The sequence below is a fragment of the Mycobacteroides sp. CBMA 271 genome (assembly GCF_009729205.1).
Lineage (GTDB): Bacteria > Actinomycetota > Actinomycetes > Mycobacteriales > Mycobacteriaceae > Mycobacterium.
This window is the reverse complement of the sequence record NZ_VTHB01000007.1, coordinates 144,539-159,015: the sequence shown is the minus strand read 5'-3', so window position 1 is coordinate 159,015 and position 14,477 is coordinate 144,539. Positions and strand designations below refer to the sequence as shown.

Genomic DNA, 14,477 nt, shown 5'->3' with positions numbered 1-14,477 from the left:
GGACACGTGGCCTCGCCATCGGCCCCTGTGCACCCCATGCGCTACTTGGCTGCCTTCCTGGTGCTGCTGATTGGTGCCTACCTGCTGGTGTTCCTGACCGGCGACAAGCACGCCAAGCCCAAACTCGGTATCGACCTACAGGGCGGAACCCGCGTCACGCTGACGGCCCGCACCCCTGACGGTTCCAAGCCGACCAAGGACGCGTTGATGCAGGCGCAGCAGATCATCAACGCGCGTGTCAACGGGCTCGGTGTCTCGGGATCCGAGGTCATCATCGACGGCGATAACCTCGTCATCACGGTGCCCGGTAACGACGGCAGTGAGGCCCGCAACCTCGGTCAGACCGCCAAGCTCTACATCCGGCCGGTTCTGCAGGTGGTAGAGGCGCAGCCCAAGGAAACGCCGGCGCCCGGAGCTCCCGGAGCGCCCGAGGGGCGTCAGCCCGGCGTTGGACAAGAGATCACGCCGCCCGAGTCCGGTAACCCGGCACCTAACGCACCTAACGCACCTAACGCACCGAAGCCGCAGCCGCGGCCGTACCCGGCACAAACCACGACACCGCCCCCGCCGCCTGCTCCGGCAACGGCGCCCGCGACGCCAACTCCGGCCCCACCCACGGCCCCGCCGGCCGAGCTGCCTCCGAAGCCGGGTAGCGGCGAGGAACGCAAGCAGCTGATCGACTTCGAGAAGCAGATCCGTCAAAGCGAAAACCCGCAGATTCAGATGTTGGCGCTGCAGGTCCAGTCCTCGCGCTGCTACGACCAGGATGACCCGCTCGCCGGTAACGACGATCCGAACCTTCCTTTGGTCACCTGCGGTGACGACAGCCGGGGCGGTAAGGCTGCCTACCTGCTGGACAAGTCGATCATCAGCGGCGAGGAGATCAAGGACGCGAGTTCGGGTCTCGACCAGCAGCGTGGCATCTACGTGGTGAGCATGGAGTTCAAGTCCACCGGCGCCAAGGTGTGGGCGGACTACACCGCCTCTCATTGGCAGCAGAGCACCCAGACCGCCTTCACATTGGACTCCAAGGTGATCAGCGCGCCGTCGATCCGTGAACCCATACCCGGCGGCAAGACAGAAATCAGTGGTGAATTCACCGCCAACAGCGCCAAGCAGCTGGCGGCGGCGCTCAAGTACGGTTCGCTGCCCCTGTCGTTTGAGTCGTCGGACGCTGAAACCGTCTCGGCCACACTCGGATTGACATCGCTTAAGGCCGGCCTCATCGCGGGCGCGATCGGACTGGCGGTCGTGCTCTTGTACTCGCTGATCTACTACCGGGCGCTGGGCCTGCTGACCGCGTTGTCCCTGGTAGCCGCTGGCGCCATGGTCTACGCGATCTTGATTTTGCTCGGCAGATACATCTCCTACACCTTGGATCTGGCAGGTATCGCCGGTCTGATCATCGGTATCGGCACCACCGCGGACTCCTTCGTGGTGTTCTTCGAGCGCATCAAAGACGAGATACGAGAAGGCCGTTCGTACCGTTCGGCGGTGCCGCGTGGTTGGGCCCGCGCCCGCAAGACGATCCTGTCGGGTAATGCGGTGACGCTGCTGGCGGCCGTGGTGCTCTACATCCTGGCCATCGGTCAGGTGAAGGGCTTCGCATTCACCCTTGGCCTCACCACCATCCTCGACGTCGTCGTGGTGTTCCTGGTGACGTGGCCGTTGGTCTACTTGTCCTCGAAGTCCGCGACCCTGTCCAAGCCCGCCTACAACGGGCTCGGCGCGGTCCAGCAGATTGCCCGCGAACGTAAGGCGGCAGCACACGTATGAGCACCAGCAACGACACAGTGAGTAAAGGCGACGGCACCGAGAAGGATTCGGTGGACGTCACCGAGGCCACCGCAAAGGAACCCAAGTCCTCGGCGGTCGAAACCACAGGTGCCGCACCGGAACACGGATTTCTGTACCGCCTGTACACCGGAACTGGTGCTGTTGACGTCGTCGGTAAGCGCAAGCTCTGGTTCGCGATCAGCGGCGCGTTCATGGTCATCGCGATTCTGACGATCGCCATCAACTGGTTTGCTTTCGGCATCGATTTCAAGGGTGGCACCAAGGTGTCGTTCCCGAAGGGCGAGGCCACCGTCCAGCAGGCTGCGGATGTTTTCAGTCGCGCGCTAGGTCGCGACGCCGAATCGGTGGTCATCACTGGCAGCGGCCCCACCGCCTCCATTCAGATCCGCACGGAGACACTCGACAACGACGAATCCTCGAAGCTTCACAAGGCGCTGTTCGACAAGTTCGAGCCGAAGGGGCCGGACGGTAAGCCGTCGATCAACGCCATCAGCGATTCGACGGTGTCCGGGACCTGGGGCGGTCAGATCACCAAGAAGGCGATCATCGCCCTTGCGGTGTTCCTGGTGCTGGCGGGCATCTACATCGCCGTCCGCTACGAGCGCTACATGTCGTTGGCCGCGTTGGCCGCGCTGGTGTTCGACCTGCTGGTCACCGCGGGTGTGTACTCGCTGGTGGGGTTCGAGGTCACCCCGGCGACGGTGATCGGTCTGCTCACCATCCTCGGATTCTCCTTGTACGACACCGTGATCGTGTTCGACAAGGTCGAGGAGAACACCCACGGCTTTCAGCACACGTCGCGGCGCACCTTTGCCGAGCATGCCAACTTGGCCGTGAATCAGACGTTCATGCGTTCCATCAACACCAGCCTCATCTCGGCCATCCCGGTGCTTTCGCTCATCGTGGTCGCCATCTGGCTGCTGGGCGTCGGCACGCTGAAAGACTTGGCGCTGGTACAGCTTGTCGGCATCCTGGTGGGCACGTATTCGTCCATCTTCTTTGCGACTCCGCTCTTGGTGGATCTGCGTGAGCGCACAGAGCTGGTGGCGAGCCACACCAAGAAGGTGTTGAGTCGCCGCAAGCCCGATGCCGCGCCGTCGGCGGAAACAGGCTCGGGAACGAAGGCCGCCAAGGTGGTGTCCGCCGGGTCGTCAGGCACCTCCGGTGCGGGGGCACGGTCCGTCAAACCCAAGCCGGGCGCCCGCCCCCAAGGTAAGCGAAACGCGCGGCGGCACTGATGGTTTCATGCGGCCGAAGGCGAGGTACGGCGGTACGGGTCGGCGCCATCGCGGTCGCGATGACCATCGTGGCCGGGCTGTTGACCTCGTGTTGGACCTCGGCGGCGAAGACGCTGGACTACGCCGTCGACGGCCGCCTCACCACGTACAACGTCAACAGCGTCGCGGGGAATGCCTCGGCCGGCGCGCAGGCGTTCAATCGCGTGCTCACTGGATTCGGATTCCACGGACCCGACGGTCAGGTGATTGCCGATCACGACTTCGGTTCCTGGGAAGTGGTCAGTCAGATCCCTCGGGTCCTCGACTACACCATCAACGGCAAGGCCGTCTACTCCGACGGTAAGCCGGTTACCTGCGAAGACATGGTGCTGGCTTGGTTCGCTCAATCGGGCAGGCTCCCGGATTTCGACGCCGCCAGCACGGCTGGATACTCCGATATCTCCACAATCGACTGCAAGCCAGGAGAGAAAACCGCGCGGGTTACCTTCGCGCCCGATCGCGCGTTCACTGACTACACCCAACTTTTCACCGCGACAACGATGTTGCCGTGGCATGTGGTCGCCGACAAGCTCGGCGGGGGTATCGACCTGGTCGGTGCCATCGCCGCCAATGATGTTCCCGCGTTGCAGAAGATCGCTGATTTCTGGAACAACCAGTGGAACCTCGGAACCGACCTCGACCTGTCGAAGTTCCCGTCGGCGGGCCCCTACAAGTTGGACGGCTACAACGAGGACGGATCGGTCGTCCTCGTTGCTAATGACAAATGGTGGGGGAATCCGCCGGTCACGAAACGGGTCACGGTGTGGCCCAGCGGAATCGACGTGCAAAAACGTCTGTCCGACGGCGACCTGGAGGTGGTCGACGTCGCCGCCGGATCTGCCGGGACGCTTACTGCCCCCGACGGTTTCGTGCGCACCGAGGGACCCGGATCGGGTGTGGAACAGCTCATCTTCGGTGGTGCCGGCGGCTCGGTCGGGGCTCCCGACGTGCGCCGCGCGCTCGCATTATGCACACCACGCGACGCCATTGCGGGCATCGCGGGCGTGCCCGTGATGAATGCTCGACTGGACACCAGCATCGGCGACTCGTTCGCCTCGGTGGAGGCGGCGGCAGAAGCAGGCCGCTTCATGCATTCGGATCCGATCGGGGCCCGCGCCGCGACGGCGAATCATCCGCTGATCGTCCGGGTGGGATATCAGGGGCCCAACCCGCGTCGTGCGGCGATCGTTTCGGCCATGGCACAGGCGTGCGAGCCCGCCGGGATCACCGTGCAGGACGTCAGTGCGCCAGAGATTGGACCGCAGTCGTTGCGGAGCAATCAGATTGATGCACTGCTCAGCTCGATCGGCGGCGCGCCCGGCAGCGGATCGACCGGGTCATGGCTCATGGATGCGTATGCCCTGCGTTCTCACGAGGGCAAGAACCCGGCGAACTATGCCAACGGCCAGATCGACGGAATCATCGCCGCGCTGGCGGTGACCACCAACGCCAGGGACCAGAGCCGGCTACTGGGCGATGCGTCGGCGATCCTCTGGAATGACCTGCCGACGCTGCCGCTGTATCGACAGCCGCGCGTGCTGATCGCACCGAAATCGATGTATGCCGCGACACCGAGCGTCACCCGGTGGGGTGCCGGCTGGAACATGGACCGCTGGGTGCTGCCCGCGTGACGCCGATGAGCGTCTCGCACGAACAGAATCCGGCTCAGTCGGATGCCGTCGCCGAGCTTATTGGCCGGCTGACCCGTGAGGTTCCGGACTTTCCCGAACCCGGGGTGCAGTTCAAGGATCTGACACCGCTGTTCGCGGACGCCGAGGGGTTGTCGCGCGTCGCCGATGCGCTCGCTGACGGCGCGGCAGGCTCTTCGCTGATTGCCGGGATCGATGCGCGCGGCTTCCTGCTGGGGGCGGCGGTGGCGATCCGGCTCGGGGTGGGCGTGCTGGCGGTACGCAAGGCTGGCAAGTTGCCACCACCGGTGCATTCACAGACTTATCAGCTCGAATACGGCACCGCCGCGCTGGAGATCCCTGCCGATGGGATAGATCTGACCGGCCGCCGCGTGGCGATTGTCGACGACGTGCTTGCCACCGGAGGCACTCTGGCTGCAACCGTGAAGCTGTTGCGTGCAGCGGGGGCTAACGTGGTGAGCGCGGGTGTGGTGCTGGAACTGTCCGATTTGGGCGGTCGCGCCGCCGTGGCGCCGCTGCCATTAACTGCGCTGCGTGTGATCTGAGGGATAATCTCTTAGGCAGCAGGTACAGGAGGTGAACCGTGACTGACGAGCAATCCGCTGGTGAGAATCAGGTCGCGGTTGAGTCCTTGCCCGTCGTGAGCGATTCCGGTCCGGTTACCGAGTCGCTCAGAGTCAGCGGCACCATGAGCGCATCGCGCCGAGTACGGGCGCGGCTGGCCCGCCGGATGACCGCCCAACGCGGCGCCGTGAGCCCGGTGCTCGAGCCGCTGATGGCCGTCCACCGCGAGTTCTATCCCAAGGCCGACCGGGCGGTGCTCCAACGCGCCTACGAGGTGGCCGAGACCCGGCATGCCGAGCAATTCCGCAAGTCGGGCGATCCGTACATCACCCACCCGGTCGCCGTCGCGAACATTCTGGCCGAGCTCGGCATGGACACCACCACGCTGGTGGCCGCGATCCTGCATGACACCGTCGAGGACACCGGCTACAGCCTGGAACAGCTGACCGCCGAATTCGGCAGCGAGGTGGCCCATCTCGTCGATGGTGTGACCAAGCTCGACAAGGTGGTACTGGGTAATGCCGCCGAGGGCGAAACCATCCGCAAGATGATCATTGCGATGGCGCGTGACCCTCGGGTGCTGGTAATCAAGGTCGCCGACCGGCTACACAACATGCGCACCATGCGGTTCCTGCCGCCAGAGAAGCAGGCGCGTAAGGCCCGCGAGACACTCGAAGTGATTGCGCCGCTGGCGCACCGGCTGGGTATGGCCACGGTTAAGTGGGAACTGGAGGACCTGTCCTTCGCGATCCTGCACCCCAAGAAGTACGAGGAGATCGTGCGTCTGGTTGCCGACCGGGCGCCCTCGCGCGACACCTATCTCGCCAAGGTGCGTGCGGAAATCATTGCCACCCTGAATGGTTCGCGTATCGGCGCCGCCGTCGAGGGCCGTCCCAAGCATTACTGGTCGATCTACCAGAAGATGATCGTCAAGGGGCGTGACTTTGATGACATCCACGACCTGGTGGGTGTGCGGATTCTGTGCGACGAAATCCGCGACTGCTACGCCGCTGTCGGTGTGGTGCACTCGCTGTGGCAGCCGATGGCGGGTCGATTCAAGGACTACATCGCCCAACCGCGTTTCGGTGTCTATCAGTCGCTGCACACCACCGTGGTGGGCCCGGAGGGCAAGCCGCTGGAGGTGCAGATCCGTACCCGGGACATGCATCGCACCGCCGAGTACGGCATCGCGGCGCACTGGCGGTACAAGGAAGCCAAGGGCCGCAACGCGGTTCCGGCCACTCATGCGGCCGCCGAGATCGACGATATGGCGTGGATGCGCCAGCTGCTCGACTGGCAGCGTGAGGCCGCCGACCCCGGTGAATTCCTCGAATCATTGCGCTACGACCTGGCGGTGCAGGAGATCTTCGTCTTCACCCCCAAGGGCGACGTCATCACGCTGCCCGCCGGTTCTACCCCCGTCGACTTCGCATACGCGGTGCACACCGAGGTCGGGCATCGTTGTATCGGGGCCCGGGTGAACGGCCGGTTGGTGGCGTTGGAGCGCAAGCTCGAAAACGGGGAAGTGGTGGAGGTTTTCACCTCCAAGGCGGCCAACGCCGGACCCTCGCGTGACTGGCAGACGTTTGTGGTGTCACCACGGGCCAAGGCCAAAATTCGGCAGTGGTTCGCCAAGGAGCGCCGCGAGGAGGCGCTCGAAGCGGGCAAGGATGCGATCGCCCGCGAGGTACGCCGCGGCGGACTTCCGTTGCAGCGCTTGGTCAACGGCGAGGGCATGGCCTCGCTGGCCCGCGAGCTGCGCTACCAGGACACCTCCACGCTGTACACCGCGGTGGGCGAGGGACATGTCTCGGCCCGGCACGTGGTGCAACGTCTGCTCGCCCAGCTCGGTGGTGTGGACAGCGCCGAGGAGGAGCTCGCTGAGCGGTCCACCCCGTCGACCATGCCGGTGCGCCAACGCCGTAGCGAGGATGTGGGTGTGGCGGTGCCGGGCGCGCCGGGTGTGTTGACCAAGCTCGCCAAATGCTGCACGCCGGTGCCGGGCGATCAGATCCTCGGATTCGTGACCCGCGGCGGGGGAGTAAGCGTGCACCGCACCGACTGCACCAACGCCGAGTCCCTGCAGGCGCAATCGGAGCGGATTATCGAGGTGCACTGGGCACCGTCGGCGTCCTCGGTGTTCCTGGTGGCAATCCAGGTCGAGGCGTTGGACCGACATCGTCTGCTGTCCGATGTGACCCGGGCTCTGGCCGATGAGCGCGTGAACATCCTGTCGGCCTCGGTGACCACCTCGAACGACCGAGTTGCCATCAGCCGGTTCACCTTCGAGATGGGCGACCCTAAGCATCTGGGTCACGTTCTGAATGTGGTGCGCAATGTCGAGGGTGTGTACGACGTCTACCGGGTGACCAGCGCCGCCTAATCCCTTTCGCCGAGTGTGAGCACCAGCGCGCACACTCGGCGATTTCACGCCCTGAGGCTCACACTCGGCGGTTAGATCCCGAAAGCCTTGAGCGCAATTCGAGTGGCCTCGGCGATCGTCGGCCTACCCTTGGTGGATTTCGGGTCATCCGGGATCGTCAGTGCCGCAACGATGATGGGCGCACGCCCAGGTGGCCAGATTACCGCGATGTCGTTGGACTCACCCTTGAACCCGCCGCCGGTCTTGTCGCCGACGGTCCAGCCCGCCGGGACACCCGCGCGAATCGATTGGTCACCGGTGGTGTTCCGTTTCAGCCAGTCGGTGAGCAGGTCGCGGCCCTGCGGGTCGAGCCCGTCACCGAGAACTAGCGTGCGCAGATTGGCCGCCAGCTGCATCGGGGTCGAGGTGTCCAGGTCCCGGTCGGGAATGTTCAGCTGCTCCTCGAGGCGATCCATGCGAGAGACGTTGTCGCCCAGGGACCGAACGTACTTCTCCGTCTCCTTCGGGCCGCCGAGCTGCGCGATCAGCAGGTTGGCGCCGGTGTTGTCGCTGTAGCGGATCGTCGCGTCGCACAGCTCCGCGACGGTCATGCCCTCGGCGACGTGCTTGGAGGTGATCGGCGCCCATTCCAGGATGTCGGCCTGCGTGTAGTGAATTCGCTTGTCCAACAGTCCCGGTTGACTCAGGCGCCGGTGCAGGATTGCCGACACGATGAACGTCTTCACCGTCGAGCACATGATGAAGCGTTGGTCGGCCCGGAGTCCCACCTGACGGTTGGAACCGGTATCGACGGCGTACACCCCGAGCCGTCCGCCAAAGTCCTTTTCCAGCGCGCCCAGCGCCGCGAACGTCGGGTCAATCGGAAGACGGCAGCCGATCCCCCCGGACTTCTGAGTCCACTCGTACGCCCCGAACCCCACCGTCGCTACGACACCCGCCGAGAGCCCACCGGCGAGCAGCCTGCGGCGCGATAATCGAGTTGGCTTGTCCTTGTCCGTCATTCGGCGGGATCGATCAGTCGAGCTGCAGGTCGATGATCTTGACCTCTTGGGCGGGCTCGCCGTCCCCGGCGCTACGCCCTGGCTTGATGCCGTTCTTGGCGATCTTGGCCAGGGTGTCCATTCCGGTCTTGTCGATCGTGCCGAAGACCGTGTACTGCGGCGGCAGTTTCGAATCCTTGTAGACCATGAAGAACTGGCTGCCATTGGTGCCCGGCCCGGCATTCGCCATGGCCAGCGTGCCGGCGGGATAGACGACGGCTTGCTGAGCCGCCGGATCGCCCGCCTTGTACTGGGTGGTCGGGTATTCGTTGTCGAACTCGTATCCCGGTCCGCCCGAACCGGTGGCCGTCGGATCCCCGCACTGCAGCACCGACAGGCCGCCGGTCGTGATCCGGTGGCACACGGTGTTGTCGAAGTACCCGCCCTGCGCCAGGCTGGCGAAGCTGTTCACCGTGCACGGCGCCTTCGCGTTGTCCAGGACCAAGCCGATGTTGCCCTGGCTGGTCTTGACGCTGGCGGTGAGCGTCGCGGGATCGGTGGGCACCTTCCCGGAGCGCGGCAGCTGCTTCTCGATCGTCTTGGCGGGCGCCTTCGCGGGCCGGTACTGGCAGTTGGCACCCAGGTCGGCGGGAGCCACGAACTTAGGCAGGGCGTTCCCGGTCACGGGCGGCTCGTCAGGCAACGAGGACGTGGGTGGCGCATCGACCGTGGAGACCGGGGTGCTGCTCGACGCGGTGTCCTGCGTCGAATCGGACTTGGCACTCTTGGAGATGGCCAGCCAGGCGGTGATGGCCACCGCTACCACGACGGCGACGATCGCGACGCCGCTGATGGCCCAGATCCGCTGCTTACGGGCGCGCTCGGCGCGGTTCTCCAGTTGTCGCTCCAGCTTGCGCTTGGCCGTCTGACGTCGCTGCTCGTTGGTCGGCACCGGGTTGTCCTCCTAGGCTTCCTTTGACGAATCGTCGAAGAATCAAGTCGTCAGAGAGTGTGCCAGCCACACCTGAGAGAAGGTGCAGACGCCCTCAATATGCTCTTCGCGCAAGCGGCTCATCGCAGCCCCCTAAGCTGATCGGGTGCTGATCACCGGATTTCCAGCGGGCATGTTCGCCACGAACTGCTACATCGTGGCGCAAGGCGAAGGCGGCCCCGCCGTCATCATCGACCCCGGCCAGGACGCCATACCCGGTATCAAGGAGATCCTCGCCGAACGCGATTTGACCCCGGAGGCGGTGCTGCTCACCCACGGGCACCTAGATCACACCTGGACGGCGCAGCCGATCGCCGACGAGTACGGCATCCCGGTGTACATCCATCCCGATGATCGCGCGATGCTTGCGGACCCGCTGGCGGGGATCGGCCCGGGCCTGGGCCAGTTCATCCAGGGCATGGAATTCACCGAGCCCAAGGAGCTCGTCGAGATCGGCGATGGCGACAAGCTGGAGCTCGCGGAGATCACGTTCACCGTCGATCACGCCCCCGGCCATACGCGTGGTTCGGTGGTGTTCGGCATCGAGGTAGACAGCGACAACGGTCCTGCGGACGTCGTGTTCAGTGGTGACACCCTCTTCCAGATGTCGATCGGGCGCTCCGACCTGCCCGGCGGAAACCACGAGCAGCTGCTTAATTCCATTGCGGCCAAGCTGCTCACCAGAGACGATTTCACCGTCGTGCTGCCGGGGCATGGCAATGCCACGACCATCGGCGATGAGCGCCGTGCCAACCCGTTCCTCGAGGGAATTCAGTGAGCGAGAAGACGTTTAGTGCCCCCAAGGGCATTCCGGATTATGTGCCGCCGGACTCGGCCCAGTTCTTGGCGGTGCGTGACGGGCTGCTGGAGCACGCCCGGCTGGCGGGGTACGGCTACATCGAGCTGCCGGTGTTCGAGGACACCGGGCTGTTCGCGCGTGGCGTAGGGGAGTCCACCGACGTCGTCAGCAAGGAGATGTACACCTTTGCCGACCGCGGCGATCGGTCGGTGACGCTACGCCCGGAGGGCACCGCCTCGGTGATGCGAGCGGTCATCGAGCATGGCTTGGACCGCGGCCAGCTGCCCATGAAACTGCGTTATGCGGGACCGTTTTTCCGGTACGAGCGTCCGCAGGCCGGCCGTTACCGCCAGTTGCAGCAGGTGGGCGTGGAAGCCATCGGTGTCGACGATCCGGCCCTGGATGCCGAGGTAATCGCGATCGCCGATGCCGGGTACCGCTCCTTGGGATTGACCGGATTCCGCCTGGAGCTCAGCTCGCTGGGCGATGCCACGTGCCGCCCGCAGTACCGAGAGTTGTTGCAGGAATTCCTCTTCGGCTTGGATCTGGACGAGGCGACGCGGGAACGGGCCCGTATCAACCCCATTCGGGTGCTCGACGATAAGCGGCCCGAGGTGCGCGAGATGACCGCCGATGCCCCGCTGATGCTCGATCATCTGTCGCAGGAGTCCAAAGCACATTTCGACGAGGTTCTCACCCATCTGGACGCGTTGGGCGTGCAGTACGTGGTGAATCCGCGGCTGGTGCGCGGTTTGGACTACTACACCAAGACCACCTTCGAGTTCGTGCATGACGGCCTCGGCGCGCAATCGGGGATCGGCGGCGGTGGTCGTTACGACGGGCTCATGGCACAACTGGGTGGACAGTCGTTGTCGGGTATCGGGTTTGGGCTCGGCGTGGACAGAACTCTGCTTGCTCTGCAGGCCGAGGGCGTCACGGTGGGGGACAGCGGGCGCTGCGAGGTGTTCTGTGTGCCCCTCGGCCAGGAGGCAAAATCGGTGCTCGTGTCGGTGGCCGCGCAGCTGCGCAACGCCGGAATCCGCACCGATATTGCTTATGGCGATCGTGGACTCAAGGGGGCGATGCGCGGGGCGGACCGTTCCGGGGCATCGATCGCACTGGTCGCCGGCGAGCGGGAAATCGGCGAAGGAAATATCGAGCTCAAGACACTGGCAGACGGTGTTCAGCAGCCGGTGCCGATCGATTCGATTGTCGGCGAAGTAACGGCGCGGCTAGCATCGCGGATATGACACGTATGCGACGTATCACGGGTGCCCTTCTGACCGCGGCGAGTGCAGCGGCGGTGATGTCCGCATTCGCGCCAGTGGCGCAGGCGGCTCCACACCAGGTGAAGTACGTGATCAGTGGCGACCGTGACTTCCTGTCGCAGACGACGGTGCTGCAGACCGAGCCCGCGAGCAAGGCCGCGTACGACTCGGATGCCGCCAAGTACCTGGTGCGTAACTCGACCCGTATTGCGCCCGACGCCCCGTTCGTTGTCGAGACCACGCTGAACGATCCGACCCAGTGGGCGTATGTCAGCGCCAGCGCGGCTGCCAAGGCCGTTACCGGCGCGCCCGTGTTCCATTGTGAGATTTACGTGGATGGCGTCCTGGCCACCCAGTCCGACGGCGAGACCGCCGTCACCTGCGCGCTGCGCCAGTGGTAATCAACCGGCCCAAACGTATACCCACGCACTAGCGCCAGAGCGCAGCGGCACCGAAATGCGTTGGTAGTCAGCTACTTCGTACTCGTCGGCGGCGGCGAGCTGTGCGGGCGTGATGGAAAAGACCGTTCCGGCCACCTCCGTGGCGGGGTCCGATGATGCACGCAGAATGGGATGCCGGTCGCTGCCGCTGGTCTCGATGACATGCGGATCGGTGATGGTGACGTAATCCAGGTCGAATCCCACGATGGCATCGGTGTGCCCGTCGAGTTCCTGTCCGAAGGTGGTGCGCTGTACTTCGGGCTGTTGCAGGGTGCCATAGGAAAACAGAAGCTCTGTCGCGGATTCCGTCACGCCGTAAGTCAATCAGTCTGCCGTCCGGGACGCACGCCGTGCGGAGCCTTGACATGGTATCGAACATATGTTCGCATAGGGTCATGCGGTGGGACGGTCAGGCGCTGGACGCCGATGATGGTGCGCTTCCGGGATTGGAGCGTATCGGCCTGGTGCGCAGCGTGCGCACTCCCGAGTTCGACGGCATCACCTTCCATGAGGTGCTGTGCAAGTCGGCGCTGAACAAGGTTCCGGCCCTATCGATGTTGCCATTTAGATTTACTATCAACGCATTTCGAGGGTGCTCGCACGCTTGCCGTTATTGCTTTGCGCGCCCGACGCATGAGTACCTGGATTTCGACAGCGGCGCTGATTTCGACAACCAGATCGTGGTGAAGACCAATCTGGTTCCGGTACTGCGGAAAGAGCTGAGTCGCAGATCGTGGACTCGTGAGGCGGTGGCGCTTGGTACCAATACCGATCCGTATCAACGCGCGGAGGGGCGCTATCAGTTGATGCCGGGAGTCATTGCGGCGCTGGCAGAGTCAGGTACGCCGATGTCCATCCTCACCAAGGGCACCCTGCTGCGCAGGGATCTGCCCTTGCTCGCCGAGGCGGCCCAGCAGGTTTCAGTGAGCCTGGGTATCTCATTGGCCATTGGGGATGAGGTGCTGCACGACGGGGTTGAATCGGGGGTGCCCTCGCCGCAGGCCCGGCTATCGCTGATCACTGCGGCACGCGATGCCGGCTTTGATCCGCATGTGATGGTGGCGCCCGTGCTGCCGTTCCTGACCGATTCGCTTGAGCACCTTGATGACCTGCTGGGCCGGATCGCGGATGCGGGTGCGGGGAGCGTCATGGTTTTCCCGTTGCACCTACGCGGCACGACGCGCGGCTGGTTCATGTCGTGGATATCCCAATCGCACCCTGAGCTCGTCGGCCGTTACCGGGAGCTGTACCGGAAGGGGGCCTATGTTCCGGCCGAGTACCGGTCGTGGTTACGGGAGCGGGTGGCGCCGCTGGTCGCTAAATATGGGCTGACATCGCATCGCGAGGAAAGCCCAACGAGACCAACAAGAATGGCGCGCAGTCCAGAGTTGACCTTGTTCTGACTCGCTGAAGTTAGTTCAGGTTCGCCGCATTGAAGGTGTCGCAGACGCGGTAGTCGCCACTGCGGTAGCCCTCGGTGAACCAGCGCTGGCGCTGTTCGGATGAGCCGTGCGACCACGACTCTGGGTTGACACGTCCGGTGGCGCGCTTCTGGATTCTGTCGTCGCCGACCGAGGATGCGGCCGACAGTGCGTCCTGAATATCCTTGTCCGACAGCGGCTTCAGGAACGGCACGCCGGTGCCCTCCTGCTTGGTGGTCGACGCGTGCTGAGCCCAGACGCCGGCGTAGCAGTCGGCCTGCAGCTCGGTGCAAACGCCGCCACCCTCCTGGCCTTCGGCGCAGCGGTGGTTCTTGCCCAGTACTCCGAGCAGGTTCTGCACGTGGTGGCCGAACTCGTGGGCCACCACATACTCCTGCGCCAGCGGACCGCCGCTCGATCCGAACTGGTCCACCAGCACCTGGAAGAAGCTGGTGTCGAAGTAAGCGGTCTGGTCGGCAGGGCAGTAGAACGGGCCCACCTCGGTGGTGGCCGCGCCGCATCCGGTGTTCACCTGACCGCTGAACAGTTTGACGTGCGGCCGCGGGTACTTCGGCCCGAGAATCTGCTTCCAGACGGCGTCGACCGAGTTGCCGGTGGCGATGATCCGGCAGTCCAGCGACTTGTTCGCGTCGGCGCCGGTCTTGCAGTGGCTGAGATCCTGTGTCTGCTCCTGGGCGGGCCCTTGCTGTTGGCCCTGTTGTTGCAGGAGCTGGCTGGGGTCGCCGCCGAGCAGCATCACGACCACCGCGATCAGCAACCCGCCGACGCCACCGCCGATGGCCATTTTGGGCCCGCGGCCCATGCCTCCGCCGGAGGTGGTGCTGGTGTCGATCTGCATGCCTTCGTTGAAGGTCATTGGTCTGCCACTCCCATATCGTGTCTCTGGC

The 14,477-nt window shown here is 64.6% G+C and carries 13 protein-coding genes; 9 read left to right on the top strand and 4 right to left on the bottom strand.

What is annotated here, in order from left to right; translation table 11 throughout:
• Window positions 1-6: 6 nt before the first annotated feature.
• From secD to FZI91_RS18775, 5 genes are all read left to right on the top strand, one after another.
• Entirely contained in the window at window positions 7-1,776 is a 1,770-nt protein-coding gene (gene secD, locus FZI91_RS18795; RefSeq protein ID WP_162526319.1) for a protein translocase subunit SecD, read from the top strand.
• 17 nt (window positions 1,777-1,793) lie between these two features.
• Entirely contained in the window at window positions 1,794-3,035 is a 1,242-nt protein-coding gene (secF, locus tag FZI91_RS18790) for a protein translocase subunit SecF (protein WP_162526340.1), read from the top strand.
• Window positions 3,035-4,705 (top strand): ABC transporter substrate-binding protein, encoded by a 1,671-nt coding sequence (locus FZI91_RS18785; protein WP_155940599.1) that lies wholly within the window; start codon window positions 3,035-3,037, stop codon window positions 4,703-4,705. The genes secF and FZI91_RS18785 overlap by 1 nt, the downstream gene beginning before the upstream one ends.
• A 5-nt stretch (window positions 4,706-4,710) precedes the next feature.
• Entirely contained in the window at window positions 4,711-5,268 is a 558-nt protein-coding gene (locus tag FZI91_RS18780; protein WP_155940598.1) for an adenine phosphoribosyltransferase, read from the top strand.
• 86 nt (window positions 5,269-5,354) lie between these two features.
• Window positions 5,355-7,670 carry a RelA/SpoT family protein gene (locus FZI91_RS18775; protein ID WP_155940832.1) on the top strand — a complete coding sequence of 772 codons (2,316 nt, stop codon included), beginning with the start codon at window positions 5,355-5,357 and terminating at the stop codon, window positions 7,668-7,670.
• A 71-nt stretch (window positions 7,671-7,741) separates the two neighbouring features.
• On the opposite strand, the gene bla is transcribed toward FZI91_RS18775, so the two are convergent.
• Window positions 7,742-8,671: a class A beta-lactamase gene (bla, locus tag FZI91_RS18770; RefSeq protein WP_155940597.1), complete on the bottom strand. Its 930-nt coding sequence runs from the start codon at window positions 8,669-8,671 to the stop codon at window positions 7,742-7,744.
• Between the two features lie 13 nt (window positions 8,672-8,684).
• The gene (locus FZI91_RS18765; RefSeq protein WP_162526317.1) at window positions 8,685-9,602 is read right to left on the bottom strand and encodes a peptidylprolyl isomerase; all 918 of its coding nucleotides are present in this window, start codon (window positions 9,600-9,602) and stop codon (window positions 8,685-8,687) included.
• Between the two features lie 145 nt (window positions 9,603-9,747).
• Between FZI91_RS18765 and FZI91_RS18760 the strand changes: the two genes are divergently transcribed.
• The 3 genes from FZI91_RS18760 to FZI91_RS18750 are packed head-to-tail and all read left to right on the top strand — an operon-like array spanning window position 9,748 to window position 12,109.
• Window positions 9,748-10,419, top strand: a complete 672-nt coding sequence (locus FZI91_RS18760; RefSeq protein ID WP_162526316.1) for an MBL fold metallo-hydrolase — start codon at window positions 9,748-9,750, stop codon at window positions 10,417-10,419.
• On the top strand, window positions 10,416-11,690 hold the full coding sequence (gene hisS, locus FZI91_RS18755) for a histidine--tRNA ligase (RefSeq protein WP_162526315.1): 1,275 nt from the start codon (window positions 10,416-10,418) through the stop codon (window positions 11,688-11,690). The genes FZI91_RS18760 and hisS overlap by 4 nt, the downstream gene beginning before the upstream one ends.
• A gap of 5 nt (window positions 11,691-11,695) precedes the next feature.
• On the top strand, window positions 11,696-12,109 hold the full coding sequence (locus FZI91_RS18750; protein WP_162526339.1) for a hypothetical protein: 414 nt from the start codon (window positions 11,696-11,698) through the stop codon (window positions 12,107-12,109).
• On the opposite strand, the gene FZI91_RS18745 is transcribed toward FZI91_RS18750, so the two are convergent.
• Window positions 12,110-12,460 carry a gamma-glutamylcyclotransferase family protein gene (locus tag FZI91_RS18745; RefSeq protein ID WP_162526314.1) on the bottom strand — a complete coding sequence of 117 codons (351 nt, stop codon included), beginning with the start codon at window positions 12,458-12,460 and terminating at the stop codon, window positions 12,110-12,112. It lies immediately after the preceding gene.
• A gap of 83 nt (window positions 12,461-12,543) precedes the next feature.
• Between FZI91_RS18745 and FZI91_RS18740 the strand changes: the two genes are divergently transcribed.
• Window positions 12,544-13,551, top strand: a complete 1,008-nt coding sequence (locus FZI91_RS18740; protein ID WP_155940594.1) for an Rv2578c family radical SAM protein — start codon at window positions 12,544-12,546, stop codon at window positions 13,549-13,551.
• 10 nt (window positions 13,552-13,561) lie between these two features.
• On the opposite strand, the gene FZI91_RS18735 is transcribed toward FZI91_RS18740, so the two are convergent.
• Window positions 13,562-14,446, bottom strand: a complete 885-nt coding sequence (locus tag FZI91_RS18735) for a neutral zinc metallopeptidase (RefSeq protein ID WP_155940593.1) — start codon at window positions 14,444-14,446, stop codon at window positions 13,562-13,564.
• Between the last annotated feature and the right edge of the window lie 31 nt (window positions 14,447-14,477).